29 protein-coding genes are annotated in these 25,520 nt (G+C 46.7%); 28 read left to right on the top strand and 1 reads right to left on the bottom strand.

Annotated features, from left to right (window positions below; translation table 11 throughout):
* Positions 1 to 53: 53 nt before the first annotated feature.
* The 4 genes from ACZ43I_RS10140 (at position 54) to ACZ43I_RS10125 (ending at position 5,252) form a co-directional block, all read left to right on the top strand.
* A complete protein-coding gene (locus tag ACZ43I_RS10140; protein WP_344700813.1) occupies positions 54 to 893 on the top strand; it encodes a GNAT family N-acetyltransferase in 840 nt (279 codons plus the stop codon).
* Between the two features lie 73 nt (positions 894 to 966).
* Positions 967 to 1,470: a DNA-directed RNA polymerase subunit delta gene (rpoE, locus tag ACZ43I_RS10135; protein ID WP_344700812.1), complete on the top strand. Its 504-nt coding sequence runs from the start codon at positions 967 to 969 to the stop codon at positions 1,468 to 1,470.
* 139 nt (positions 1,471 to 1,609) lie between these two features.
* Positions 1,610 to 3,205, top strand: a complete 1,596-nt coding sequence (locus ACZ43I_RS10130; RefSeq protein WP_344700811.1) for a CTP synthase — start codon at positions 1,610 to 1,612, stop codon at positions 3,203 to 3,205.
* 172 nt (positions 3,206 to 3,377) lie between these two features.
* On the top strand, positions 3,378 to 5,252 hold the full coding sequence (locus tag ACZ43I_RS10125; protein WP_344700810.1) for a heavy metal translocating P-type ATPase: 1,875 nt from the start codon (positions 3,378 to 3,380) through the stop codon (positions 5,250 to 5,252).
* On the opposite strand, the gene ACZ43I_RS10120 is transcribed toward ACZ43I_RS10125, so the two are convergent.
* Positions 5,215 to 5,727, bottom strand: a complete 513-nt coding sequence (locus ACZ43I_RS10120) for a DUF2529 family protein (RefSeq protein WP_344700809.1) — start codon at positions 5,725 to 5,727, stop codon at positions 5,215 to 5,217. The two genes, ACZ43I_RS10125 and ACZ43I_RS10120, sit on opposite strands and share 38 nt — an antisense overlap.
* A gap of 121 nt (positions 5,728 to 5,848) precedes the next feature.
* Between ACZ43I_RS10120 and ACZ43I_RS10115 the strand changes: the two genes are divergently transcribed.
* From ACZ43I_RS10115 to ACZ43I_RS10000, 24 genes are all read left to right on the top strand, one after another.
* A complete protein-coding gene (locus ACZ43I_RS10115) occupies positions 5,849 to 6,706 on the top strand; it encodes a class II fructose-bisphosphate aldolase (RefSeq protein WP_344700808.1) in 858 nt (285 codons plus the stop codon).
* Between the two features lie 150 nt (positions 6,707 to 6,856).
* Complete coding sequence (gene fsa, locus ACZ43I_RS10110; RefSeq protein ID WP_344700807.1) at positions 6,857 to 7,507, top strand: fructose-6-phosphate aldolase; 651 nt, start codon at positions 6,857 to 6,859, stop codon at positions 7,505 to 7,507.
* Positions 7,508 to 7,532: 25 nt separating this feature from the next.
* Complete coding sequence (locus ACZ43I_RS10105; protein WP_344700806.1) at positions 7,533 to 8,801, top strand: UDP-N-acetylglucosamine 1-carboxyvinyltransferase; 1,269 nt, start codon at positions 7,533 to 7,535, stop codon at positions 8,799 to 8,801.
* A 185-nt stretch (positions 8,802 to 8,986) separates the two neighbouring features.
* Positions 8,987 to 10,303 carry a transcription termination factor Rho gene (gene rho, locus ACZ43I_RS10100; protein WP_344700805.1) on the top strand — a complete coding sequence of 439 codons (1,317 nt, stop codon included), beginning with the start codon at positions 8,987 to 8,989 and terminating at the stop codon, positions 10,301 to 10,303.
* Between the two features lie 117 nt (positions 10,304 to 10,420).
* Positions 10,421 to 10,636, top strand: coding sequence for a 50S ribosomal protein L31 (gene rpmE, locus ACZ43I_RS10095; protein WP_344700804.1), 216 nt, complete (start codon positions 10,421 to 10,423; stop codon positions 10,634 to 10,636).
* Between the two features lie 98 nt (positions 10,637 to 10,734).
* A complete protein-coding gene (gene prfA / locus ACZ43I_RS10090; protein WP_344700803.1) occupies positions 10,735 to 11,814 on the top strand; it encodes a peptide chain release factor 1 in 1,080 nt (359 codons plus the stop codon).
* Positions 11,801 to 12,652: a peptide chain release factor N(5)-glutamine methyltransferase gene (prmC, locus tag ACZ43I_RS10085; RefSeq protein ID WP_344700802.1), complete on the top strand. Its 852-nt coding sequence runs from the start codon at positions 11,801 to 11,803 to the stop codon at positions 12,650 to 12,652. Before prfA ends, prmC begins: the two co-directional genes overlap by 14 nt.
* A 1-nt stretch (position 12,653) precedes the next feature.
* Entirely contained in the window at positions 12,654 to 13,700 is a 1,047-nt protein-coding gene (locus tag ACZ43I_RS10080) for an L-threonylcarbamoyladenylate synthase (RefSeq protein WP_344700801.1), read from the top strand.
* Positions 13,697 to 14,110 carry an arsenate reductase/protein-tyrosine-phosphatase family protein gene (locus tag ACZ43I_RS10075; protein WP_344700800.1) on the top strand — a complete coding sequence of 138 codons (414 nt, stop codon included), beginning with the start codon at positions 13,697 to 13,699 and terminating at the stop codon, positions 14,108 to 14,110. Before ACZ43I_RS10080 ends, ACZ43I_RS10075 begins: the two co-directional genes overlap by 4 nt.
* Positions 14,111 to 14,173: 63 nt before the next feature.
* Entirely contained in the window at positions 14,174 to 14,602 is a 429-nt protein-coding gene (rpiB, locus tag ACZ43I_RS10070) for a ribose 5-phosphate isomerase B (RefSeq protein WP_344700799.1), read from the top strand.
* Positions 14,571 to 15,116: a TIGR01440 family protein gene (locus ACZ43I_RS10065; RefSeq protein ID WP_344700798.1), complete on the top strand. Its 546-nt coding sequence runs from the start codon at positions 14,571 to 14,573 to the stop codon at positions 15,114 to 15,116. Before rpiB ends, ACZ43I_RS10065 begins: the two co-directional genes overlap by 32 nt.
* Positions 15,117 to 15,139: 23 nt before the next feature.
* Positions 15,140 to 16,375: a serine hydroxymethyltransferase gene (glyA, locus tag ACZ43I_RS10060; RefSeq protein WP_344700797.1), complete on the top strand. Its 1,236-nt coding sequence runs from the start codon at positions 15,140 to 15,142 to the stop codon at positions 16,373 to 16,375.
* A 59-nt stretch (positions 16,376 to 16,434) separates the two neighbouring features.
* Positions 16,435 to 17,064 (top strand): uracil phosphoribosyltransferase, encoded by a 630-nt coding sequence (gene upp / locus ACZ43I_RS10055; RefSeq protein ID WP_344700796.1) that lies wholly within the window; start codon positions 16,435 to 16,437, stop codon positions 17,062 to 17,064.
* A 27-nt stretch (positions 17,065 to 17,091) separates the two neighbouring features.
* On the top strand, positions 17,092 to 18,225 hold the full coding sequence (wecB, locus tag ACZ43I_RS10050) for a non-hydrolyzing UDP-N-acetylglucosamine 2-epimerase (RefSeq protein ID WP_344700795.1): 1,134 nt from the start codon (positions 17,092 to 17,094) through the stop codon (positions 18,223 to 18,225).
* Positions 18,226 to 18,375: 150 nt separating this feature from the next.
* Complete coding sequence (locus ACZ43I_RS10045; protein ID WP_344700794.1) at positions 18,376 to 18,729, top strand: ATP synthase subunit I; 354 nt, start codon at positions 18,376 to 18,378, stop codon at positions 18,727 to 18,729.
* 13 nt (positions 18,730 to 18,742) lie between these two features.
* On the top strand, positions 18,743 to 19,477 hold the full coding sequence (gene atpB, locus ACZ43I_RS10040; RefSeq protein WP_344700793.1) for a F0F1 ATP synthase subunit A: 735 nt from the start codon (positions 18,743 to 18,745) through the stop codon (positions 19,475 to 19,477).
* 53 nt (positions 19,478 to 19,530) lie between these two features.
* Complete coding sequence (atpE, locus tag ACZ43I_RS10035; protein WP_031545243.1) at positions 19,531 to 19,746, top strand: F0F1 ATP synthase subunit C; 216 nt, start codon at positions 19,531 to 19,533, stop codon at positions 19,744 to 19,746.
* Positions 19,747 to 19,844: 98 nt separating this feature from the next.
* Positions 19,845 to 20,360, top strand: coding sequence for a F0F1 ATP synthase subunit B (locus ACZ43I_RS10030; protein WP_344700792.1), 516 nt, complete (start codon positions 19,845 to 19,847; stop codon positions 20,358 to 20,360).
* The gene (atpH, locus tag ACZ43I_RS10025) at positions 20,360 to 20,902 is read left to right on the top strand and encodes an ATP synthase F1 subunit delta (RefSeq protein ID WP_344700791.1); all 543 of its coding nucleotides are present in this window, start codon (positions 20,360 to 20,362) and stop codon (positions 20,900 to 20,902) included. The genes ACZ43I_RS10030 and atpH overlap by 1 nt, the downstream gene beginning before the upstream one ends.
* 17 nt (positions 20,903 to 20,919) lie before the next feature.
* Positions 20,920 to 22,428 (top strand): F0F1 ATP synthase subunit alpha, encoded by a 1,509-nt coding sequence (gene atpA / locus ACZ43I_RS10020; protein WP_344700790.1) that lies wholly within the window; start codon positions 20,920 to 20,922, stop codon positions 22,426 to 22,428.
* Positions 22,429 to 22,460: 32 nt separating this feature from the next.
* The gene (gene atpG / locus ACZ43I_RS10015) at positions 22,461 to 23,339 is read left to right on the top strand and encodes an ATP synthase F1 subunit gamma (RefSeq protein WP_344700789.1); all 879 of its coding nucleotides are present in this window, start codon (positions 22,461 to 22,463) and stop codon (positions 23,337 to 23,339) included.
* Positions 23,340 to 23,361: 22 nt separating this feature from the next.
* Positions 23,362 to 24,774, top strand: a complete 1,413-nt coding sequence (atpD, locus tag ACZ43I_RS10010; protein WP_344700788.1) for a F0F1 ATP synthase subunit beta — start codon at positions 23,362 to 23,364, stop codon at positions 24,772 to 24,774.
* Between the two features lie 18 nt (positions 24,775 to 24,792).
* Entirely contained in the window at positions 24,793 to 25,200 is a 408-nt protein-coding gene (locus ACZ43I_RS10005; protein WP_344700787.1) for a F0F1 ATP synthase subunit epsilon, read from the top strand.
* A 47-nt stretch (positions 25,201 to 25,247) separates the two neighbouring features.
* Positions 25,248 to 25,475, top strand: a complete 228-nt coding sequence (locus tag ACZ43I_RS10000) for a DUF1146 family protein (protein WP_344700786.1) — start codon at positions 25,248 to 25,250, stop codon at positions 25,473 to 25,475.
* The last annotated feature ends 45 nt before the right edge of the window (positions 25,476 to 25,520 follow it).

The following is a 25,520-nucleotide window of genomic DNA, read 5'->3' as shown; positions in this document are numbered from 1 at the left end:
ATAATAGTTATCATAACAAAATGACATTACATGTCAAAAAGGGGTTTTGGATTATGGACCAGATAAGTATCCGGCCGTTTCAGGAGAATGATCGTGAGACTCTAGCGGCTTTCAGATTGAGTGAACAGCAACAAGTATATTCCAGCTTGCCGACTGATGTGGTCGATGATGCTGTTGATGACCCTGATCGTGTACCTTGTGTGGTATTGAACGGGGGAGGAACGATCATTGGGTTTTTCGTGCTTCATAAGCATTATCAGCATGAAGGTTACGACACACCACACGAAGTGGTCTATATAAGGTCGCTATCGATTGATGAAAAGCTGCAGGGCCGCGGATATGGAACGCAGGTGGCGATGCGGCTGCCCATCTATATACAGGAGAACTTTTCGAATTTCGATCACCTATACCTTGTTGTGGATGCTGAAAATACAGCAGCCTGGAATCTTTATGAACGAGCCGGGTTTACACATACGGCAACAAAGGAAGATGGTCCGATAGGGAAGGAACGTCTTTATTACCTGGATTTGGATAGCAAGTATGTACATAACATCAAGCTGGGGAGGGATGACGCTGTACAGTTGCCGGCCATCAAAATCGATATAGTCAGGAACCAGAAGGAGACGATCGGGGAGATAAAGGGCAAGGTCGATCGGGCGGAGCTTCGGATTACGCATCTGCATGTCAAGGCTCAGGAACGTGAACGCGGTGTTGCCTCAAGTGCAATGCGTCAGATCGCCACTTTCCTCAGACGCGATATGCCAGAAATCAAGCAGCTGACCATTTTGACCGATGATGCAGCAGGGTGGCATAAGCTGTTTGAAAAGGGTGGATTCGTCATGATGGAAGATGAAGGTGGACAGCAGAAATTCGTGAAGTATGTAAACTATTGAATAAGTGCTTGATTCATGTTCCAATTACATGTAAGATATCCTGTGATATTCGAGACTGGAAAGGATGAATGAGATGAGACTGGATGACTACTCCAAGCAGATGCTGGATGAAAACTCCTTTATCGAAATGGCACATATATACCTTGAAGATGTAGGCAAGGAAGTGAACTTGTATGATATTGTCGACAAGTTCAAGGAGTTGGGCGGATATTCAGATAAGGAGATTGAAAACCGCATTGTGCAATTCTACACCGATTTGAATACAGATGGCCGTTTTCTGAGTACAGGCGAAGGCCTGTGGGGACTCAGGGATTGGTACTCGGTAGATGACATATCCGATAAGATCGCACCAACAATCCATAAGATCGAGCTTGCCGTGGAGGATGAGCCGATTGAAGAAGATATCATCGATCAGGATAAGGAACTTGTGGAAGACGATACAGAAGATCTTGATTCCCCATTGTCAAAAAATGAAATCTCAGGCAAGGAAGAAGTCGATGAGACCATCGATGAAGATATAGAGTACGATGATACGGATGAACTTGAAGACTCCTACGAAGATAAACCCGATCTCTAGAAAAACAACTTCCAGTTGACATTCAGGTTAAAAGTGATATTATTTTTATTGGGCTCCCTGAAAAAGGGATTGTAAAGAACGGCTCCTTTTCACCAAGTGTGGAAGGGAGCTATTTTTATTTTTCACAGGAGGAAGTGCAATGACTAAATATATTTTTGTGACCGGCGGGGTTGTTTCTTCTCTGGGCAAAGGCATTACGGCAGCATCACTTGGAAGGCTTTTGAAAGATCGTGGCTTTTCGATCACAATACAGAAATTCGATCCGTATTTGAACGTAGATCCAGGGACCATGAGCCCATATCAGCACGGTGAAGTCTTCGTCACAGAGGACGGGGCGGAGACGGATTTGGATTTGGGGCACTATGAACGGTTCATCGACATCAATCTCCATAAATATTCAAACGTCACAGCGGGGAAAGTCTACTCTGAAGTAATACGCAAAGAACGTCGTGGGGATTATCTCGGCGGCACAGTCCAGGTGATTCCACACATCACCAATGAAATTAAATCCCGTCTGATCCAAGCCGGCGAGGAATCGAATGCGGACATCGTGATAACTGAAATCGGCGGTACGACCGGAGATATCGAATCACTGCCTTTCCTGGAAGCCATCAGACAGGTGAGGAGCGACCTTGGACGTGAGAATGTCATGTACATCCATTGTACATTGCTGCCATACATTAAAGCGGCCGGTGAAATGAAGACCAAACCGACCCAACACAGCGTCAAGGAACTCAGAGGGCTCGGCATCCAGCCTGACATGATTGTCGTGCGCTCCGAACATGCCATGGGCGAAGATCTGCGTGATAAGATTGCACTCTTCTGTGATATCGATAAAGACAGCGTCATAGAAGCGAGAGACGAGTCAACCATCTACAACATAGTGATCAGGCTGCAGGAACAGAAGATGGATTCACTCGTCATCGATAGACTTAAACTTGGTGAACATAGGGAAGCGGAACTGACAGACTGGAAGCACCTGCTGCAGAACCTTGAAAATATCGATAAGAAGGTGACCATCGGTCTTGTCGGTAAATATGTGACGCTTCAGGATGCATACTTATCGGTGGCGGAGTCATTGAGACATGCTGGCTATGAACGTCAGACCGACATCGACATCAAATGGATCAACTCAGAATTCCTGACACCGGAAAATCACGAAGCTGAGCTCGAAGGCGTCGACGGCATCCTGATACCAGGTGGTTTCGGTGAACGCGGTGTGGAAGGGAAAATATATGCACTCCAATATGCACGTGAGAACAACATCCCGCTTCTTGGCATATGTCTCGGCATGCAACTTGCCACTGTGGAATTTGCACGCAATGTAGCTGGTCTTGAAGGTGCCCATTCAAGTGAACTGGATGAGGACACTGCGCATCCTGTCATCGATCTGATGCCGGACCAAAAAGATGTCGTGGACCTCGGAGGTACATTGAGGCTCGGCAGCTTCCCTTGTGAAATCAAAGAAGGCACTAAAGCGCGCAAGCTCTATGGCGTTTCGCATGTAGATGAGCGTCATCGCCACAGGTATGAGTTCAACAACAAATACAAGACGCAGCTTGAGGAGAAGGGCATGATATTCTCCGGCACTTCTCCAGACGGCAGGCTCGTTGAGATGATCGAACTTAAAGATCATCCATACTTTGTCGCCGTCCAGTTCCATCCTGAATTCCAATCCCGGCCGACACGGCCGCATCCCCTGTTCCAAGGGCTTATCAATGCATGTTTGGATTAACATGTTGAAGAGCCACGCAACCATTAGGGTTGCGTGGCTCTTTTTATATGCGGTAACGATAATCATTGTCATCATCCACATAAAATACAAACAAACATGCTGACAGATCATGAAACCGATCAGGGGGGTGGGTATAATTGAAGTACAAGGATAATACTTAAGGAGTGGTCGAATGAACAAGCTCCAGTTGTACTTCACAGTCATTTCAGGTCTATTGATTGCTGCAGGATTCTACCTGGAACGTTTCACGGAAGTGTCATGGTATCCATTGATCTTTATCTTGGCATTTGTCATCGGGGGATGGTTCCAGGCTAAAGAGGGCGTGCAGCACACAGTGAGGGAGCGGAAGCTGAATGTTGAACTGCTCATGATTATTGCAGCGACCGGCGCATCCATTATAGGGTATTGGTTTGAAGGAGCGATCCTCATATTCATCTTCAGTGTCAGTGGGACACTTGAGGCCTATGCTGAGACCAAGACCCGTGATGCTGTTGGGTCATTGATCAAAATGAAGCCGAACACTGCCAAAAAACTGTCGGCAGACGGAGGATATGAAACAGTGGAAGTGGATTCGCTGGAAATAGGAGATGTAGTAGTCGTCATGCGGGGAGACGTCTTTCCGATAGACGGTATTGTTATAGAGGGCTCGACAGAAGTCGATGAGGCATCTCTGACGGGCGAGTCCATACTGGTTGATAAAAGTGTTGATGACACTGTGTTGACAGGTTCCATCAATGAAGGGGGCGTAGTATCTGTCAGGATGACGGTGGACAATGAGGAAACCATCTTCAATCGGATGATAGAACTGGTGAAGGAAAGCGAAAGTGTACCTTCGAAGCGCGCACAATTCATAGAACGGTTCGAAAACAGGTACGTTTGGATAGTGTTGATCACAACAGGTTTCATGCTATTTATGCCACATTACATTTTTGGATGGGGATGGAATGAGACCTTCTACCGTGCAATGGTGCTTCTGGTCGTCGCTTCGCCATGTGCAGTGGTGGCTTCCATTACGCCAGCTACCCTTTCAGCTATATCGACCAGTGCCAAAAAAGGTGTGCTGATTAAGGGTGGGAGATACATGGAGCAGTTGAATGAAGTGGATTTCGTCCTGTTTGATAAAACAGGCACACTGACTAAGGGAGAACCCGCCATTACACATTTTGAAGTAGTGAAAGAATCCGAACGGTCACGCATAGCGGCGTTCATCTATGAACTTGAACGCTCCAGCAACCATCCGCTCGCAGTCAAGATCAAGAATCACTTTGAAGGCATGAAGCAAGAAGGTGTGACGGCAACAGATGTCCGTGATGTGGTAGGTAAAGGTGTAGAAGGTATGATTGGAGAGAGACATGTCCAAGTGTTCAAAGCACAGGATGATGATTTCATGGAGCCTTATAAATCACAGCTTTTGGATAGTGGGCATACTGTTACGATATATATCGAAGATGGCATAAAAAAAGCGCTCATCGCTCTTAAGGATGTAGAGCGGGAAGAGGCTTCAGATATAATCGGAACACTTAATAAGCTTGGCAAGGAGACGATTATGATCTCTGGTGACAACCAGAAGGCAGCAGAATCAATCGCGCATTCAATTGGTATAACTAAAGCGATAGGGGACCAGAGCCCTGAAGACAAGGTGAAGCACATAAATGCCTATAAGGAAAAAGGGATAGTGGTGATGGTGGGTGACGGCGTCAACGATGCGCCAGGCCTCAAACAAGCCGATATCGGAGTCGCCATGGGTAAAGGTACGGGAATTGCGTTAGAGACGGCAGACATCGTTTTGATGAATGAGCAGTTGAAGCGCATACCCGAGATGATGGCTGCATCAGCTCGATTGAATCGCATAATCGCACAGAACCTGTTATTTTCAGTCGCTGTCATTACCATTCTGATCATTTCGAACTTCTTTCAGGCAATCAATCTGCCCCTAGGTGTCATCGGTCATGAAGGGAGCACCATCTTGGTCATCCTGAACGGCCTGAGGATGCTTTCAGATCAGGAGTTCAGTACGCTTCATTCGTCATTTCGTCCACAAGGATGAACAGGTGATCATACAGGTATAGGAATGCAGAAATATAAGGGTTAACAATTTTGTCGAAATCAGGTGTCGGAACCAGGGGACGCGGGGAGGATAAGTCGATATAATGGTGGAGTGAGTCCAGTATTTCTGCTTCATGCTTATTATAATTCGAGATGAGTACGAATTCCTTGTCCGCTTCTCCAAGCGCATTGACCAACTGTTTGACGGGTTCATCAAACTGGTCTGCTATAACCAGGGTCCGGTCCGGGGCGTCCAAGGATTCGACTGTTTCGAATGGTTTGGCCTTCGGCAGGGAGAGTGCCCCTTCCAGAAGGTATGATTGGATGCCGGTGAAATCGTGGAAAGTGGCCAGCCGGACTTCCCCCTCGCTGCCGACAGCCTGGGCAATCAGGCGTGCTGCCATTTCGATTTCTTCTTCCTGGGCGTTTATATGATTATATATATTCGTCAGTTGAGTCTGTAGAATCTTATCCATAAGATCACTCCATTCATGGTAGTCAGTATTTCAATGGTACCAAATCATTACCCGAAATAAAATGTATTTGCTATAATCACAGTTATGCAATAAAGCAAACAATCTACAGGAGGAAAATTAGATGCCTTTAGTATCAATGACGGAAATGCTTAATAAAGCAAGAAAAGAAGGATATGCAGTTGGCCAGTATAACGTCAATAACCTGGAGTTCGCCCAAGCGATCCTGACAGCTTCACAAGAAGAGAATGCCCCGGTCATCCTGGGCGTTTCAGAAGGTGCGGCGAGATATATGAGCGGCATGACAACTGTCGTTAAAATGATTGAAGGCCTCATGCACGATCTAGACATCACAATACCGGTGGCCATCCATCTGGACCACGGGTCGAGCTATGAGAAATGTGTCGAGGCGATTGGTGCTGGATTTACATCAGTCATGATAGATGCTTCACATGGCCCATTTGAAGACAATGTCGCCACAACAAGGAAGGTTGTTGAGTATGCCCATGAAAGGGGCGTCTCCGTCGAAGCCGAGCTCGGTGTCGTTGGAGGCCAGGAAGATGATGTTATAGCTGACGGTGTGATCTATGCCGATCCTGCAGAGTGCCGCGAACTGGTTGAGAGGACAGGCATCGATTGCCTCGCACCTGCACTCGGTTCGGTGCATGGTCCATATAAGGGAGAACCGAATCTTGGGTTTGCGGAAATGGAGGAAATCGGCAACCAGTCCGATATTCCATTGGTGTTGCACGGTGGTACGGGGATTCCGACTAAAGACATCCAAAGGTCAATCTCTCTTGGAACCGCTAAAATCAATGTCAATACCGACAACCAGATTGCGTCAGCACAGAAGGTCAGAGAAGTCCTGGCCAATGATTCTGAAGTATATGATCCACGTAAATACCTCGGGCCTGCAAGGGAAGCAGTCAAAGAGACTGTACGCGGTAAAATCCGGGAGTTCGGCACTTCAGGTCAAGCGTAACAGTCCATGAAAAGCCATCCACTAAGGATGGCTTTTATTTGATTATTGAAGCAGATATGTATACAGTTTGAGAAGATCTGGCAGCCATTGCCGACTGGGCGTGACTGTTTTATAATGAATGAATAACCTAAATGGAGGTGCCTTAAGTTTATGAAATACTTTATCGATACAGCAAACATGGATGAAATCAAAGAGATACACGAATGGGGCGTATTGCGTGGTGTTACCACCAATCCATCGCTTGTGGCCAAGGAGAAGGATATATCCTTCCATGACCGTCTTGTGGAAATATGCGAGTTGGTTCAAGGGCCGGTAAGCGGCGAAGTGATTGCGCTTGATGCAGCAGGTATGATTGAAGAGGGACGTGAACTCGCGAAGCTTCACGAGCATATCATCGTCAAGATTCCGATGACTGATGAAGGAATGAAAGCAGTGAATGTCCTGTCATCTGAAGGCATAAAGACAAACGTGACGCTCGTATTCAATACTGTCCAGGCGCTCACCGCAGCCCATGCCGGCGCTACTTATGTGTCTCCGTTCATCGGCAGACTGGATGATATCGGCCTCGATGGCATGAATCTCATCGCGGACATCCGACACATCTTCACGGTTCATGGAATAGGTACGGAAATAATCGCTGCCTCAATCAGAAATGAAGGCCACGTCCATGGCGCAGCGGTAGCAGGTGCAGATATTGCTACAATCCCTTATAAAGTATTGAAGAAACTCACAAGTCACCCATTGACTGACAAAGGCATCGACCAGTTCCTGAAAGACTGGAACAGCCAAAAGGGCCAGTAGGCATTCTAAATTAAGGAGAACGACTATGGTTAAAGAAGTGATAAAAGTCAGAGGAGGCAGGAAACTCTCCGGCGAAGTAGAGATCAGCGGGGCGAAAAATAGTGCGGTCGCCCTGATACCTGCATCATTAATGGCGTCAGAAGGGGAAGTGATCCTGGAAGGTTTGCCGGAGATTTCCGATGTAAAGACATTGATGAGTCTTCTTAATGACCTGAACGTCACCACGGAACTCGACGGCACAACATTGCGCATCAATGCTGAAAAAGCAGAAAATATGCCGCTGCCAAATACAAAAGTACAATCCCTAAGAGCATCCTATTATATGATGGGGGCGATGCTTGCACGGTTTAAGAAGTGTGTGATCGGACTCCCGGGAGGATGTCCGCTCGGTCCCAGACCGATCGACCAGCACATTAAAGGATTTGAAAAACTTGGCGCCAAAGTGACGAATGAACATGGTGCCATGTACCTTGTTGCAGAAAAGTTGGAAGGTGCGAGAATATTCTTCGATATGGTTTCGGTAGGGGCGACAATCAACCTTATGATTGCTGCGAGTAGTGCAGAAGGAAAGACGGTCCTTGAAAATGTGGCTAAAGAACCGGAAGTCGTCGATGTAGCTTCGCTGCTCAATAATATGGGGGCTGATATCCGAGGTGCTGGAACAGACACCATCAAGATCCATGGGGTGGAATCACTCCATGGCACCACCCATAATATCATCCCAGACCGCATAGAAGCGGGTACCTATATGATTACAGCGGCGGCGGCAGGAGAGGACTTTACGGTGCAAAACATCATTCCGACCCATATGGAGTCACTTACGGCGAAGCTCGAAGAACTAGGCGTCCAGATTGAAATGGGAGATGATTGGGCGACCATCAGCAAACCTGAAAATTATCGGCCGATTTCAGTTAAGACCCAAGTATACCCAGGATTTGCGACTGATCTGCAACAGCCTCTAACCCCGATACTCTTTATGGCGGACGGGGTAAGCAAGATTACAGAGACGATTTATCCGGCCCGTTTCAGACATGTCGATGAACTGAGCCGTATGGATGCGAAAATAGAACAAAACAGCGGCTCGGCACTGATTTTCCCATCAAAATTAAACGGGGCCGACGTCTATGCAAGTGACCTTCGTGCTGGAGCGAGTCTTCTCATCTCAGGCTTGATCGCTGAAGGTGTGACAACGATCCACAATGTGAACCATATAGATCGCGGCTACACGGATATCGTCAAAAAACTGAAGGATTTAGGCGCTGACATCTGGCGCGAAGAAATAAAAGAAAACTGATTAAAGGCCCGGACAACTGTCCGGGCCTTTAATCGGGAAAGGAGGGTGGCCGTATCGAACCTTTATCTTTAGCACCCTCTAGTGTAGAATATGTAAAGGTAATTCTCCTTGGAAAGCCTCTGTAGCACATCCTCAATTAAAAACACACCTAACCATCTACTTAAAAATGAAAGTGACGTGAATATATGGCTGAGAGAGATGAAAATGGACTTAAATATGAGTCCTTTGATGCCCTATACAAGAAAAATAATACAAAAGAACTGACAGTGCGCGCCAAAGAGCTCGGCCTCTCCAACTACAGCCGGCTGAACAAGAAAGAACTGGTCCTCGCCATCATGGAAGCCCAGATGGAGAAAGACGGCAACTATTATATGGAAGGTGTACTCGATGACATCCAACCGGATGGCTATGGTTTCCTGAGGACGGTCAACCTCTCCAAAGGGGAGAAGGACATATACATTTCTGCTTCACAGATCCGTCGGTTCGAGCTCAAAAAGGGCGATAAAGTCACAGGTAAAGTACGCCGGCCGAAAGAGAACGAGAAATACTACGGATTGCTGCAGGTCGACTTCGTCAATGACCATAATGCAGAGCAGATAAAAAAGCGCCCGCACTTCCAGGCACTTACGCCGCTCTATCCCGATGAGCGCATGCATCTGGAGAATCGACCTGAAGATCTATCGACGCGGATCATGGACCTTGTCACTCCGATCGGTTTTGGTCAGCGGGGGATGATCGTCGCCCCACCTAAGGCAGGTAAGACTTCCCTTCTTAAAGAGATCGCCAATGCGATCACCAAAAACCATCCTGAATCAAAATTATTCATCCTCCTCATCGGCGAACGGCCTGAGGAAGTGACAGATCTCGAGCGGTCTGTTGAAGATGCGGAAGTTGTGCATTCGACCTTCGATGAACCGCCTGAACACCATGTCAAAGTTGCTGAACTGCTTCTTGAACGTTCGAAGCGGCTTGTGGAGATGGGCGAGGATGTCGTGGTGCTGATGGATTCCATCACCCGGCTCGCGAGGGCGTATAATCTTGTGATTCCGCCAAGCGGCCGTACGTTATCCGGTGGACTTGATCCGGCAAGCCTGCATCGACCGAAGCATTTCTTCGGTGCGGCGAGAAATATAGAGGCCGGGGGCAGCCTGACCATCCTGGCGACCGCATTGGTGGACACAGGCAGCCGCATGGATGATGTAATCTATGAAGAGTTCAAAGGGACCGGCAATATGGAACTGCATCTGGACCGCAACATGAGTGAACGGAGGATTTATCCGGCAATCGATATCCGGCGCTCGAGCACCCGTAAAGAAGAACTGCTTCTCGATAAGGGGCAGCTCGAAGTATTATGGCAGCTCCGGAACTTGTTCACGGACTCTCCGGACTTTACCGAGAGGTTCCTGAAGATATTGAAGCAGACCAAAACAAATGAGGAATTTTTCGATGTGCTGCGCCAGCGGATGCTGTCTTCCCATTCGACGGGCCGCCCGGTCATCTGAATTGAACAGAACGGTTGATTCTTTCTATTCCAACGTGTATAATGCAAAAGTATCGAAGTGGGCAACCCACTAATAACTCTGTTCCAGATGGTTCAGGGCAAAGGAGCTGAAAAGGTAATGAAACAAGGAATTCACCCGGAATACCACAGAGTGACTGTAAAGTGCTCATGTGGCAACGATTTTGAAACAGGATCAGTTAACAGCGAGGACATTACAGTAGAGGTTTGTGCTGAATGTCATCCATTCTATACTGGACGTCAAAAATTCGCATCTGCGGATGGCCGTATTGAAAAGTTCAACAAAAAATTCGGTTTCAAAAGCGCAAACGAATAAGAGTATCCAAACTGTATCGGGTTATATTCCGATACAGTTTTTTTATTTCCGAATATGATATAATTAACGAGATTAAAGAGACGAAAAGGTGAAAATATATGTTCGATCAACTTGAAATAATTGAAAATCGTTATGAGATGCTGAATGAACTGTTGAGCGACCCGGAAGTGGTCAGTGATTCAGATAAGCTGAGAGAGTATTCGAAGGAGCAGAGCGATCTGCAGAAAACCGTCGAAGCATTCAGGGAATATAAGCAACATAAGGAGACTATTGAAGAATCGCGGATGATGATGCAGGAGACGGATGACAAGGAAATGCTCGAAATGCTTAAAGAAGAGATTTCGGATTCGGAGAAGAAGATACCTGAACTCGAAGACAGATTGAAGTTGCTCCTTATTCCAAAAGATCCAAATGACGACAAGAACGTCATCATCGAGATAAGGGGTGCAGCAGGAGGAGACGAAGCGCAGATTTTTGCAGGCAACCTATTCAGGATGTATTCGCGCTATGCAGAAGAAAACAACTGGAAGATAGAGGTCGTTGAGGCGAATGCCAGTGATCACGGAGGATACAAGGAGATCAGCTTCATGATCCAGGGAGATGCAGCATTTTCAAAACTCAAGTTCGAAAATGGCGCACATCGTGTCCAGCGGGTGCCTGAGACTGAATCTGGTGGCAGAATCCACACCTCCACCGCGACTGTTGCTGTATTACCGGAAGTGGAGGATGTCGAAATAGATATCCGCAACGAAGATTTGAAAATAGATACTTATCGTTCAAGTGGTGCAGGGGGACAGCACGTCAATACAACCGACTCAGCAGTGCGGATCACCCACCTTCCTACAGGAACGGTAGTGACTTCCCAAGACGAAAAATCACAGATCAAAAACCGTGAACGCGCCATGAAAGTCCTCAAAGCACGTGTATACGACATGATGCAGCGCGAAGCGGAAGCAGAGTATGCTGAAAAACGAAAAAGCGCAGTCGGTACCGGGGACCGTTCTGAAAGGATACGCACATACAACTATCCGCAAAACAGGGTCACAGACCACAGAATAGGACTGACTATCCAGAAGCTTGACCAGATCATAGAAGGTAAGCTGGATGAAATCATTGAAGCGCTGACAATCGAAGAGCAGACGAGCAAACTGGAAGAATTGAACAATGCCTCCCTATAGCTATCGGGATATGGTGAGGGAAGCAGAAGCTTCTCTTATCGCGCATGGGAAAGAACCACGCATAGCCGTTCTCCTGCTGGAAGATTTGCTTGCGATGGACACAACGAGTCGACTTGTGAATGGCCATCTTGAAGTGCCGGATGCAGCGCGGGAATTATATCAGCGAGCGTTGGAGAGGGTGGAGCAAGGGGAACCCTACCAATATGTTTCGGGCGTGGCGTGGTTTTACGGCGAGGCGTTCAAAGTGAATGCCCATACGCTGATACCGCGCAATGAAACCGAAGAGCTTGTGGCACTGGTGCTCGAAAAAGAGAAGGATGATGGGCGCACGATAGTGGACATCGGTTCGGGCACAGGCGCAATCGGAATCACTTTGGGCAAGGTTTGGAAAAAGAATGAAGTGATTTTAACTGATCTATCGGTTGAAGCCCTGCATGTAGCTGCAGAGAATGCCAAAAGGCACGGGGTTAGTCCGCAGATGTTGTCAGGAGACCTCTTTGTTCCACTCATCGAAGGCGATATCAAAGTGGATGCCATCGTCTCAAACCCCCCGTACATCAGTCGATCAGAGCAAAGATATATGGACGACTCAGTAATTCTGCACGAACCGGAACTGGCACTCTATGCAGAGGAGGCCGGACTCGGGCTGTATAAAAAAATGATCAGGCAGCTGGCCAATGTTTTGAAACAGGGCGGGCGCGTCTATTTCGAGATTGGCTGGAAGCAGGCTGAAGCTTTGAGTCGCTATGTAACGGAATGTTGGCCGGGTACGCAACCTGAAATTCTAAAAGATATAAACGGAAACGACAGAATACTTCACTTCAGATGGGAGGGGTAGTATGGACACAAAAATATGGGAAGTTGAAACGGGTCAACTGGATACAATTGAAACTTCTGAAAAGATGGATGAAATAAAGACCGCCTTCGAATATGGGGAAGTGATCGGCATTCCCACAGAAACAGTCTATGGTCTGGCGGGCGATGCACGAAATCCTGAGGCGATACAGAAGATATTTGCAGCCAAAAACCGGCCTGGTGACAATCCTCTTATAGTACATATATATGATGTGGCACAATTATCCGAATTCACTGAGCCGCTCGATGTCAAAGTAGAAACATTGATGGAACATTTTTGGCCAGGGCCGATTTCCTTCATTCTGCCGCTGAAGGGGAATATGCTTGCAAGCAATGCGGTGGCAGAACTGGACTCGGTGGCAGTCAGGATGCCAAGTCATCCGGTCGGTCGCGCACTGCTTCGTGAAGTCGGTTTTCCTTTGGCCGCGCCGAGTGCGAACTTAAGCGGAAAACCTTCCCCTACAGATTACAGTCATGTTATAGACGACTTGAACGGCAAAGTCTACGGAGTAGTCGCAAGTGAACCGGCAACCTATGGATTGGAAAGTACAGTGCTCGATTGCACAAGGTTCCCTTATCGCATCGCGCGGCCGGGGAGCATCACACGGGAAGACTTGGAAGATGTTTTGGAAGAAGTTGTCGGAAGGCATGAATCTGCCGACAACCAACCGATTGCACCAGGCATGAAGTATAAACACTACGCTCCTCACCAGCCGCTTGTGGTCATCGAGGGGGGTCTTCGCAACAATACACATCTACAGGTTGAAGAAGGCCAAAAAATGGGTGTCATTGCGCCAGAAACAACGAGGGAATATGTGCCCGAAGGGGCGCAGTTCATCAGTCTATGTTCCACAGAGCAGGCCTATCGGGAAGCGGCACGCAATTTGTACGCAGCATTAAGGAAGATGGACAAATCCGAGGTGGATATCATATATATTCAAGGATTCCCGAAAAATGCTGAAACAGAAGCGTTGATGAACCGCATTTATAAAGCGACCGGCAATGAAATAATCAAGGGAGAATCGTCATGAGGATAATTTTCGTCTGCACTGGCAACACTTGCAGGAGTCCGCTGGCAGAAAGTTATGCAAAGGCCAGATTCAAGGACAAGGATATTGTTTTTGAATCGAGGGGATTGATGGCTGGTGCTACAGACATCAATGATCGCTCAGCAGCAATCATCGACCGTGAAAACCTGGAGCGGCCATCTGCACCCAGTCAATTGATGGCGGCAGATACTGCCGATTCATTGTTACTTGTTATGACAGCCAGCCATAAAGATATAGTGGAAAAACAATTTCCAGAAGCAGATGTGCGGATGATGAGCGAATATGCTGGGGAAGGGATTGAAGACGTCATGGACCCTTACGGCGGTACGATGGATGATTATGAGGAGACTTTTGTACAACTTAAAAAATTCATTGATGAATTTGACTTGTGATTTGCTTATGAAGCCTTTTCTCTGTAAGCTTTTATTATATAATGTAAACGAGGTGAACCGTATATGAAAGTTATTATTGCTTCAGACCATGGCGGTTTCAATCTGAAACAGTCAATTGTTGCGAAACTTCGTGAAAAAAACGTTGATTTTTCGGATTTCGGTCCCGATTCCGACGCTTCTGTGGACTATCCGGACTTTGCACGACCTGTTGCAGAGAAAGTGGCTGCTGGTGAATATGACCGGGGCATACTGATCTGCGGAACTGGTATCGGCATGAGCATTAGTGCGAACAAAGTCAAAGGTATTCGCTGTGCTCTGGTCCACGACACATTTTCCGCACGTGCCACCCGAGCCCATAACAATTCCAATATTCTGGCGATGGGAGAACGAGTCATCGGTCCCGGCCTTGCAGATGATATTGTAGATGTCTGGCTGGCGACAGAATATGAAGGAGGTAGACATGAACGAAGAGTTTGCAAGATTGAAGAATGACCTGGACGCATTGGTTTCACAACTTGAAGCTGTAGACTTTTTCAGAGCAGGAGAAGATGTGCTGATTGGCTGTTCAACATCAGAAGTGATGGGTCACCGCATCGGAGAAAATAGCTCAGAGGAAGTGGCTGCGTTGATATTTGATGTGTTCAGCGAAAAGGCTGGACAGCACAATGTCAACCTTATGTTCCAGGGCTGCGAACACATCAACCGTGCAATTACGATGGAAAGGCACGTCGCCGAAAATAGACGTTACCCGGCTGTCAGTGTCGTGCCTCACCGCTCGGCAGGAGGCAGTCTGAGTGAATATGCCTACCATCACTTCGACTCCCCAGCGGTTACTGAACATGTGGCAGCAGATCGGGGCATTGATATCGGCCAGACCCTGATTGGAATGCATATCAAGCCTGTAGCCGTTCCACTCAGGGTGGAACAAAAGACGATAGGACAGGCTAACGTCACAATCGCCTACTCAAGACCTAAGCTTATTGGAGGTCCACGCGCGCACTATTAACCTAATTATTAAGGAGAGAGAACATGTCACTTATCGAGTCTCAAGATCTTAAACTTTTTGAAGCAATGGAAGATGAGCATAACCGTCAAAAAAATAATATTGAACTGATTGCCTCTGAGAATTTTGTGTCAGAAGCGGTAATGGAAGCACAAGGTTCAATACTCACCAATAAATATGCAGAAGGCTACCCCCACAAGCGATATTATGGCGGGTGTGAATATGTGGATATCGTAGAAGATCTGGCTCGTGAACGTGCGAAGGAACTGTTTGGTGCCGAGCATGCAAACGTACAGCCCCACTCAGGTTCACAAGCGAACATGGCTGTCTATATGTCTGTTCTAAAACCAGGGGATACTGTGCTTGGCATGAACTTGAATCATGGTGGTCACCTTACGCACGGCAGTCCTGTGAACTTCAGTGGTAAGCTCTTCAACTTTGAGGAGTACGGTGTGGTAAAAGATGGAGAAGTCTTGGATTACGATGAAGTACTGGAAAAAGCCAGAGAACATAAGCCTAAAATGATTGTGGCTGGGGCGAGTGCCTATGCACAAGAGATAGACTTCAAGAAATTCCGTGAGATAGCTGACGAAGTAGGTGCTTATCTGATGGTCGATATGGCACATATCGCCGGGCTTGTCGCAGCTGGACTCCATCAAAACCCGGTACCATATGCTGATTTTGTCACTTCGACGACCCATAAGACATTGAGAGGGCCGCGTGGTGGCCTCATACTCACTACAAGCGAACATGCCAAAAAAGTTGATAAATTGATTTTCCCAGGCATCCAGGGAGGGCCACTCATGCACATCATCGCTGCTAAGGCAGTAGCTTTTGGTGAGGCGTTGAATCCTGGTTTCAAGGAATATCAAGATCAGGTGCTGAAAAACGCAAAAGCTCTGGCTGCCAGACTGGCTGATGGCGGATTGCGCATCGTTGGCGGCAAAACGGATAATCACCTTGTGCTTGTCGATGTCAAAAGCTTTGGTCTTACTGGTAAGCAAGCAGAAGAAGCACTTGATGAGATCGGCATCACATGCAATAAGAACACCATTCCGTTCGATGAGGAGTCCCCGTTCGTTACAAGCGGCATCCGTCTGGGTACACCAGCTATGACGACGCGCGGGTTCAAGGAAGCGGAAATGGAAAAAGTGGCGGATATCATCGTAGAAGCTTTGACAGCGGTCAAAGAAGGTCAGCAGTTCGAGGAACTCAGGGAAAGAGTGACTGGACTTACTGATGGTTTCCCACTGCATAAGTAAATTCGAACTGCCGGAGCAAAACATTGCTCCGGCACAATTGGGAAAAAAGGAGGAAAAATATGTCTAAAGTACAAGTAATGGAACATCCATTAATCCAGCATAAGATGGGATACATCAGAGATAAAAACACATCCACTAAAGAGTTCAGGGAACTGGTGGATGAGGTCGGTATGCTGATGGCATATGAAGTGACCCGGGACCTTTCCCTTCAAGATGTTGAAGTGGAAACGCCTGTCACACGGACTACAGAGAAGCGGTTGAGTGGTAAAAAACTTGGTATTGTACCAATTCTCCGCGCAGGTCTTGGAATGCAGCAGGGGATATTGAAACTGATTCCATCTGCGAGGGTGGGCCATGTTGGCCTATACCGGGATCCGGAGACGTTGGAGGCGATAGAATATTATGCGAAATTCCCTGGTGACATTGAAGAACGTGATATCTTCGTAATCGATCCAATGCTCGCAACAGGGGCTTCTGCAGTTGAAGCGATTACAGCTGTTAAAAAGCGCGGGGCGACTAAAATTCGGTTCATCTGCCTGGTGGCGGCTCCTGAAGGTGTGGACGTTTTGAGAGAAGCACATCCGGATGTGGACATCTACATTGCAGCACTTGATGAAAAGCTCAATGATGCAAGCTACATCGTACCGGGGCTCGGAGATGCCGGTGACCGTTTGTTCGGCACAAAATAGAGAAAATAGATCATGAGGAGAAAGAACATGAAAAAAATTATGACGGTTTTCGGCACGCGGCCGGAAGCAATCAAGATGGCACCTCTTGTATTGGCGCTTAAAGACGATCCCGAACTGGAACCGATAGTCGTCGTTACGGCACAGCACAGGGAAATGCTCGATCAGGTACTGTCGATCTTCGGCATTACACCTGACTATGATTTGAATATCATGAAACAGGGGCAGACACTCTCTGAGGTGACAGGTCGTGTCATTACAGGGCTTGAGTCAATCATTAAAGAAGCGGAACCAGATATGATGCTCATTCATGGGGATACGACGACGACATTCGCAGGAAGTTTGGCTGCGTTCTACAGTAAGGTGGATATTGGGCACGTTGAAGCGGGCCTCAGGACCCACAATAAATATTCGCCTTTCCCGGAAGAAATGAATCGACAGATGACAGGTGCCCTTGCAGACCTGCATTTTTCACCGACAGAAACATCAAGAAACAATCTGCTTGAGGAAAATAAAAAACCAGAAACGATTTCAGTCACTGGCAATACCGCTATAGATGCACTGAGGACGACAGTTGACACCTCATACCAGAGCGACATCATCAGCAAGCACAAAGACAAAAAGGTCATCCTGCTCACTGCGCATAGGAGAGAAAACATCGGTACACCGATGGAGAATATCTTCAGTGCAGTCAGGGACATCGTAGAGACGTTCGCAGATGTTACAGTGGTGTATCCAATGCACAAAAATCCTAAGGTGAGGGCCATAGCAGATAAGCACCTCTCAGGCCATGACCGGATTGAACTGATTGAACCGCTGGACGTGGTCGATTTCCATAACTTTGCAGCAAACAGTCATATTATACTGACGGATTCCGGAGGCGTCCAGGAAGAAGCGCCATCACTACAAAAACCAGTGTTGGTGTTGCGTGATACCACAGAGCGTCCCGAAGGCATAGAAGCAGGGACTCTAAAGCTGGCGGGTACAGAAAAGGAAGACGTCTACAGACTGGTGAATGAGCTTCTCACGGATGAGGAAGTATACAAAAAGATGGCTCAGGCCAACAATCCATATGGGGACGGTCGGGCTTCTTTAAGGATCTGCGAAAACATCAAGTACTACTACGGCATCCTCAATGAAAAACCAGAAAGTTTCAAAGCATGACCAATTATGTCTATAATATGTCAGAATCAAACTGAAATTAAATTAATATGTCCATAATATTGACATAAAAAAAGCACTCCTATATCATTACAAGAGTAATGTAACGGTTTACAACGAAAGCCGTATAATACACTAGGAGACAGTGTTAAATTGCCATTTCTGAGACGATTTTCCCACCACTTTTTAAGGTTTCTGCTTTTCCCCCTTGTCATTAGCTTACTCATCTACCTGTTTACATCATCAACTTTTGCAGCAGGGTTCGCCCTAGGCACCCTTGCGTCCATATTGATGTTGTTCAATTGGTATTACAACCTTGATAGGGCTTATGGGGCAGTAGATGGAAAAATCAGGACTGGGACGGCGGCAAGACTTGCCATTGTAATTGTTACATGCTTATTCTGGGTGCGTTTCCCGGATATATTCAGCATTTTCGGTATAGGGTCGGGGCTCATGCTCAGCTATGTCATGATCCTGTTTCGTACTGTTAAAGAATTGACGGAGTGAAAGAGGTGAAAAAATGGAGCACGGAAATCCAATATGGACTATAGATGTTTTGGGTCTTCCAATTATATTCAACCTGTCTACAGTATTGATGATAGTAATTTCATCGCTCATTGTATTTCTAATCGCTTTCTTTATGACGAGAAATCTGGCAGTGAGACCGACTGGAAAGAGTCAGGTACTTATGGAAGTACTGATGAACTTCGTTAAAGGTATCATCTCGGGCAACATGGCCTGGAAACAAGGAGGAAGATTCCACTTCCTTGCCCTGACATTGATTTTATACATATTTGTATCAAATATGGTTGGGTTGCCTTTTGCCTTTGTTGCGCCGGATGCCGATCAGACACTGTGGTGGAAGTCACCGACTGCGGATCCAGCAGTAACTTTGACTTTGGCTAGTGTGATGATAGTCATGACGCATTACTACGGTATAAAGATGCGTGGCACGAAAGCATACATCAAATCTTACGTAGAACCGGTGTGGTTCATGGCACCGTTTAAATTCATCGAAGAATTCACATACAATCTGACACTTGGCTTGCGTCTTTACGGTAACATCTATGCAGGTGAAATATTGCTTGCACTCCTAGTCATGGTAATGACTTCAGGCGCTATAGGATTCATCGGCGGATTCATTCCAATGATGATCTGGCAAGGATTCTCAATCTACATTGGTGCAATCCAGGCATTTATATTCGTTATGTTATCAATGGTCTATCTTTCCCATAAGGTGAACGAGGATCATTAATATAAAAATTAAATTTTACTTTCAAAATATTTTAGGAGGAACTATTTCTTATGATGAATCTACTCGCAGTAGGTATCGCTGCTGGTCTTGCAGCACTTGGCGCAAGTATCGGTATCGGCCTTATCGTTTCTAAAACAGTTGAAGGGGTCTCCCGCCAGCCGGAAGCCCGTGGCCCACTCATGACAATCATGTTCATCGGTATCGGTGTTGTTGAGGCCGTTCCGATCATCGCAATTGTTATCTCATTCATGCTCATGTTCATGTTCTAAGAACCGTTACATCTGGCGAAGTCTTCTTTTAAGATTTCGCCGTCTTATTATGTAGATTGTAAAATAGATTGAAACTCTCGCGAAAGGAGTGTACATAAGTGGAATTTCTTATTTTAGGGGCTACGGAGACGATCCCATCAGCAATTGGGAGCAGTTTGGTACAGCTTGTAACTTTCCTCGTACTTCTTGGCGCACTTTCATACTTTGTCTGGAAGCCGTTGAAGAAAGTGATGGATGAACGGGAGCAGCTGATCCATTCGGAGATAGATGAGGCTGAACAGCGCAGAATGGATGCTGTCAAACTCAAAGAAGAAAATGAAGCTGTGCTCAGAGAGACACAGACTGAGATTTCAGCAATGATGGATAATGCTAAAAACCAGGCCAAAAAAGAGCAGGAAGCAATTATCCACGATGCGAATACGCGTGCGAATCAGATGATGGAGACAGCTAAGGCGGATATTGAGAGAGAAAAAGAAAAAGCAATCCGCGACATCAATGATCAGGTCGGCGAAATTTCCGTCCTGATTGCAGAGAAGATGATTGCTAAAGAAATCAATCAAGATGATCAAAAAGATCTGGTTGAAAGATACCTTCAGGAAGCAGGGGGTAAATAATGTCCAGCTCAGCACAGAAATACTCTGAGGCGCTGTTCAATGCAGTCGAAGAATCAGGACAGCTTGAAGCAGCCCGCAGAGATTTTGACGAAGTGATGAAAGCTTTCAAGAACACTCCTCTGTTCACGAAGTTCGCGGAAAATCCGCGCATCCCAATGAATAAGAAAAGAGAAGTCCTTAAAGAAGCATTCAATGATATTGTCGAACCTTTGCGCAACGCACTGCTCATTCTGTCAGATCGCAATAAATTAACTGAAGTGACATCGGTCTACAACTCCTTCATCGATAGATATAATCGTCATCATAATCAAGAGAATGTTGTGATCGAGTCCGTCTACGAACTCTCTTCAGAAGAGATAGAAAGCATAGGGAAAGTCTTTGTCAAAAGAACAGGCCTTTCTAAACTGCTGATCGAAAATAAAGTCAATGAAGAGCTGGTCGGCGGAATCCGTGTGTTCATCGGAACAAAAGTATATGATGGCTCATTGAATACTAAACTGTCGGATTTGAGAAGCAAATTAAGAGAAAGTACTAATAGCTAATTAAGGAGTGACAATTGATGGCAATTAAAGCTGATGAAATAAGCGCTCTCCTGAAAAGTCAGATCGAAAACTATGAAGCAGATATGAAAGTAACAGACGTTGGTACAGTCATCCAAGTTGGTGACGGTATCGCACTTGCTCATGGTCTTAACGATGCAATGGCTGGAGAACTGCTTGAATTTCCAAGTGGTGTTCTGGGGCTTGCCCAGAACCTTGAAGAAAACAATATCGGTATCGTAATCCTCGGACCATACGACGATATCAAAGAAGGCGACGAAGTGAAGCGCACAGGTCGCATCATGGAAGTCCCTGTAGGTGAAGAACTTATCGGACGGGTGGTTAATCCACTTGGCCAGGCTATAGATGGAAAAGGACCAATCGGCGCAACTAAGACTAGACCGATTGAAAGTCCAGCTACAGGCGTCATGGCGCGTAAGTCAGTCGACGAACCCCTACAGACGGGAATTAAAGCGATTGATGCACTTGTCCCGATTGGCCGTGGCCAGCGTGAGCTGATTATCGGTGACCGTCAGACAGGTAAAACTACCGTGGCGATCGACACAATCCTGAACCAAAAGGATCAGGACATGATTTGTGTATATGTAGCAATCGGCCAAAAGGAATCTACAGTAAGGTCTACTGTCGAAACGCTCCGTCAAAACGGTGCCCTCGACTATACGATCGTAGTAACGGCTGGTGCCTCCATGCCAGCTCCGCTTCTTTATATTGCGCCATATGCTGGTGTATCCATGGCGGAAGAGTTCATGTTTAACGGCAAGCACGTCCTCATCGTATATGATGATCTGACTAAACAGGCGGCGGCTTACCGTGAACTGTCATTGCTTCTGAAACGTCCACCAGGCCGTGAAGCTTACCCAGGTGACGTATTCTATCTGCACAGTCGTCTGCTCGAACGTGCGGCGAAACTCAACGATGAATTGGGTGGCGGATCGATTACGGCATTGCCGTTCATCGAGACGCAAGCAGGGGATATCAGTGCGTTTGTCCCTACGAACGTTATATCCATTACAGATGGACAGATCTTCCTGCAGTCAGACCTCTTCTTCTCAGGTGTAAGACCAGCTATCAACGCCGGTCTATCAGTGTCCCGTGTTGGTGGTTCTGCACAGATCAAAGCAATGAAGAAGGTAGCGGGTACATTGAGGCTCGACCTCGCTGCATTCCGTGAACTGGAAGCATTTGCTCAATTCGGTTCCGACCTTGACGAAGCGACTGCTGCAAAACTCGAACGTGGTAAACGTACCGTCGAAGTACTCAAACAGGGTGAAAACAATCCATTGCCTGTAGAGCGTCAAGTTGCGATACTATACGCACTTGTCAACGGCCATCTGGATGAGATTCCTGTTGAAGATATTACAAGGTTTGAAGACGAGTTCCTCAACTGGCTCGATTCAAATGAGCCGGAGTTGCTAAAAGGCATAAAAGAGACAAAACAGCTTCCGGATGATGAAGCATATAAAACAGCAATCAACAGCTTCAAAAAGCTGTTCAACTCTTCCAATTAAGAATTGTGAATATAGAATAAGGTGGTGAATTCATGGCTTCACTAAGAGAAATAAAAGGTCGTATAGGATCAACTAAAAAGATGAGCCAGATCACTAGCGCCATGCACATGGTGTCCAACTCGAAATTGAGGCGGGCCGAGGAGAACACGAAGAGGTTCCAGCCTTATATGGATAAGATACAGGATGCTGTCCAGGCCATTGCTTCAGGCGACAATACAAGTTCCCACCCTATGCTCAGGGAGCGTCCGGTCAAGCGTACCGGCTATGTCATCATTACGTCAGACAGTGGTCTTGCGGGTCCATATAATGCGAACATCATGAAAGAAATCACTAGGCTGATCAGCGAGCGTCATAATGACAACCCGGAATCCTATGATCTCTTCGTAATTGGAAGAATGGGCTACGAATTCCTTGAGAATCAGGGCTACAGCATTACAAATCACCGCATTGGGCTTGAGGATCAGCCTGACTTCAGCAGTGTCAAAGAAATTGCGCAACAATCGGTTGCACAATTCGCGAATGAAGACGTTGATGAACTCTATATCATCTATAACAAATTCATTAATGTGCTTGAGCAGAAGGTCAACACAAGACAACTGTTGCCTTTGTCCGAGAGTGCGGTTACCGCGAATGAAACACAGGCTTCCAACCTCTCAACATACGAATTTGAACCGGATAAGGAGTCCATACTGGAGACGATTCTGCCACAATATGCAGAAAGTCTGGTTTACGGCGCACTCCTCGATGCAAAAGCGAGTGAACATGCTGCGCGTATGACAGCGATGAAGGCTGCAACGGATAATGCGAAGGAACTGGTTGACGATCTGTCATTGCAGTATAACCGTGCCAGACAGGCTGCGATCACTCAAGAAATCACAGAAATAGTCGGTGGTGCATCAGCACTTGAATAAAGAAAGACTAGGAGGAAATCGAATGACTTTAGGTCAAGTGGTTCAAGTCATGGGACCTGTGGTTGATGTGCGTTTCAATGAGGGCGAATTGCCGGAATTGAATAACGCATTGTACATCACTCATGAAAAAGGAAATGAAGAAGAAACGATCGCCCTGGAAGTTGCCCTCCATCTCGGAGACAACGTTGTCAGAACGATTGCGATGAGTTCCACAGATGGACTGCAGCGTGGAACTGAAGTTAAAGATACAGGCAGTCCCATCACAGTACCTGTCGGCCAGCTGACACTGGGCAGGGTATTCAACGTGCTTGGGGAGCATATCGACCTTGGAGAAGCTGTACCAGCTTCTGAAAGAAGGGATCCGATACACCGTCAAGCTCCAAAATTTGAGAACCTTTCGACCAATGTCGAAATACTTGAAACAGGCATAAAGGTAGTAGATTTACTGGCTCCTTATACTAAAGGCGGTAAGATTGGACTGTTTGGAGGAGCAGGAGTTGGTAAGACTGTCCTAATCCAGGAACTGATCAACAATATTGCCCAGGAACACGGAGGTATCTCTGTGTTCGCAGGAGTTGGAGAGCGGACACGTGAAGGTAATGACCTTTATTATGAAATGAGCGACTCCGGTGTTATCGCGAAAACTGCGATGGTGTTTGGCCAGATGAACGAACCGCCAGGTGCGCGTATGCGTGTGGCCTTGTCGGGTCTTACCATGGCAGAATACTTCCGTGATGAGGAAGGTCAGGATGTACTGCTCTTCATCGACAACATCTTCCGCTTTACTCAAGCGGGCTCTGAAGTATCTGCTTTGCTCGGACGTATGCCTTCAGCGGTTGGTTATCAGCCAACATTGGCAACTGAAATGGGACAATTGCAGGAACGCATCACTTCTACAAATGTAGGATCGGTTACATCCATCCAAGCAGTATTCGTACCTGCGGATGACTATACTGACCCAGCACCAGCTCAAACATTCGCGCACTTGGATGCGACTACGAACCTTGAGCGTAAGCTTTCTGAGATGGGTATCTATCCGGCGGTTGACCCGCTGGCATCCACTTCCCGTGCGTTGACGCCAGCAGTAGTTGGAGAAGAACACTATGAAGTGGCCCGTGATGTTCAGGCAACCATCCAAAAATACCGCGAACTTCAGGATATCATTGCGATTCTAGGTATGGATGAGCTTTCCGAGGAAGATAAGCTTACTGTTTCCCGTGCACGTCGGATCCAGTTCTTCCTATCCCAGAACTTCCACGTAGCAGAACAGTTTACAGGCCAAAAAGGTTCATACGTGCCTGTAGAACAGACAGTCAACGACTTCAAGGAAATACTTGAAGGAAAATACGACCATATCCCGGAAGATGCATTCCGTCTTGTCGGCGGCATTTCCGATGTGCTGGATAAAGCACGCGAGATGGGTGTAGAAGTCTAAAATCGGGAGGGTTAGCAAATGAGTACAATTGCACTGGATGTAGTTACACCAAACGGCTCGGTTTTCAGTGAAGAAGACTGTGACATCATTATACTCCAGACTAAACAGGGTGAGCTCGGTGTCATGGCCGGCCACGTCCCGACGGTTGCTGCACTCAAGATTGGCAGTCTGCGTGCGAAGATAGGCGGCCAGTATGAATATATGGCTGTAACGGAAGGTTTTGTAGAAATCCGTTCTGAAAAAGTGACGGTTCTTGTGCAGGCGGGTGAGTTTGCTCAAGACATCGATACAGACCGTGCGGTCGCTGCAAGAGATCGTGCCGAAGCACTCCTTCAGCAGTCACAGGATGAAAAAGTCGATAGATATCGTGCTGAACTTGCGTTGAATCGCGCAATCAATCGATTGGATGTATCAAAACATAAGTAAGGATTCTGCCCGGGCTCTGGCCCGGGCTTTTTTTAAGGGTGATTATAATGTTGTTTTCCCAGTTAGCATTCATGCATATCATATTGCACTTGTTGTGCGTAATCTTTGCCTTTTGGGTACTTGGCGCTCTGAACATAGATGGGTGGTTCAAAAAAGCGGAGACAGGCCGAATAAGATTGTTCTTTATATTATTGGCAGTTCTTTTAGGAAGTGGCTTGAGCAACTTTATAATGGACTTCTTCAGACTGATCCAAGAAGCAGCGCTGTTGTTTTGACATTTAATTTGCAAACGTGTTTATACATCTCTAAAATAGTGAATA

Source organism: Salinicoccus jeotgali, from assembly GCF_055379195.1.
The sequence above is the reverse complement of the archived record's forward strand: the minus strand, read 5'-3'. Positions and strand labels throughout refer to the sequence as shown.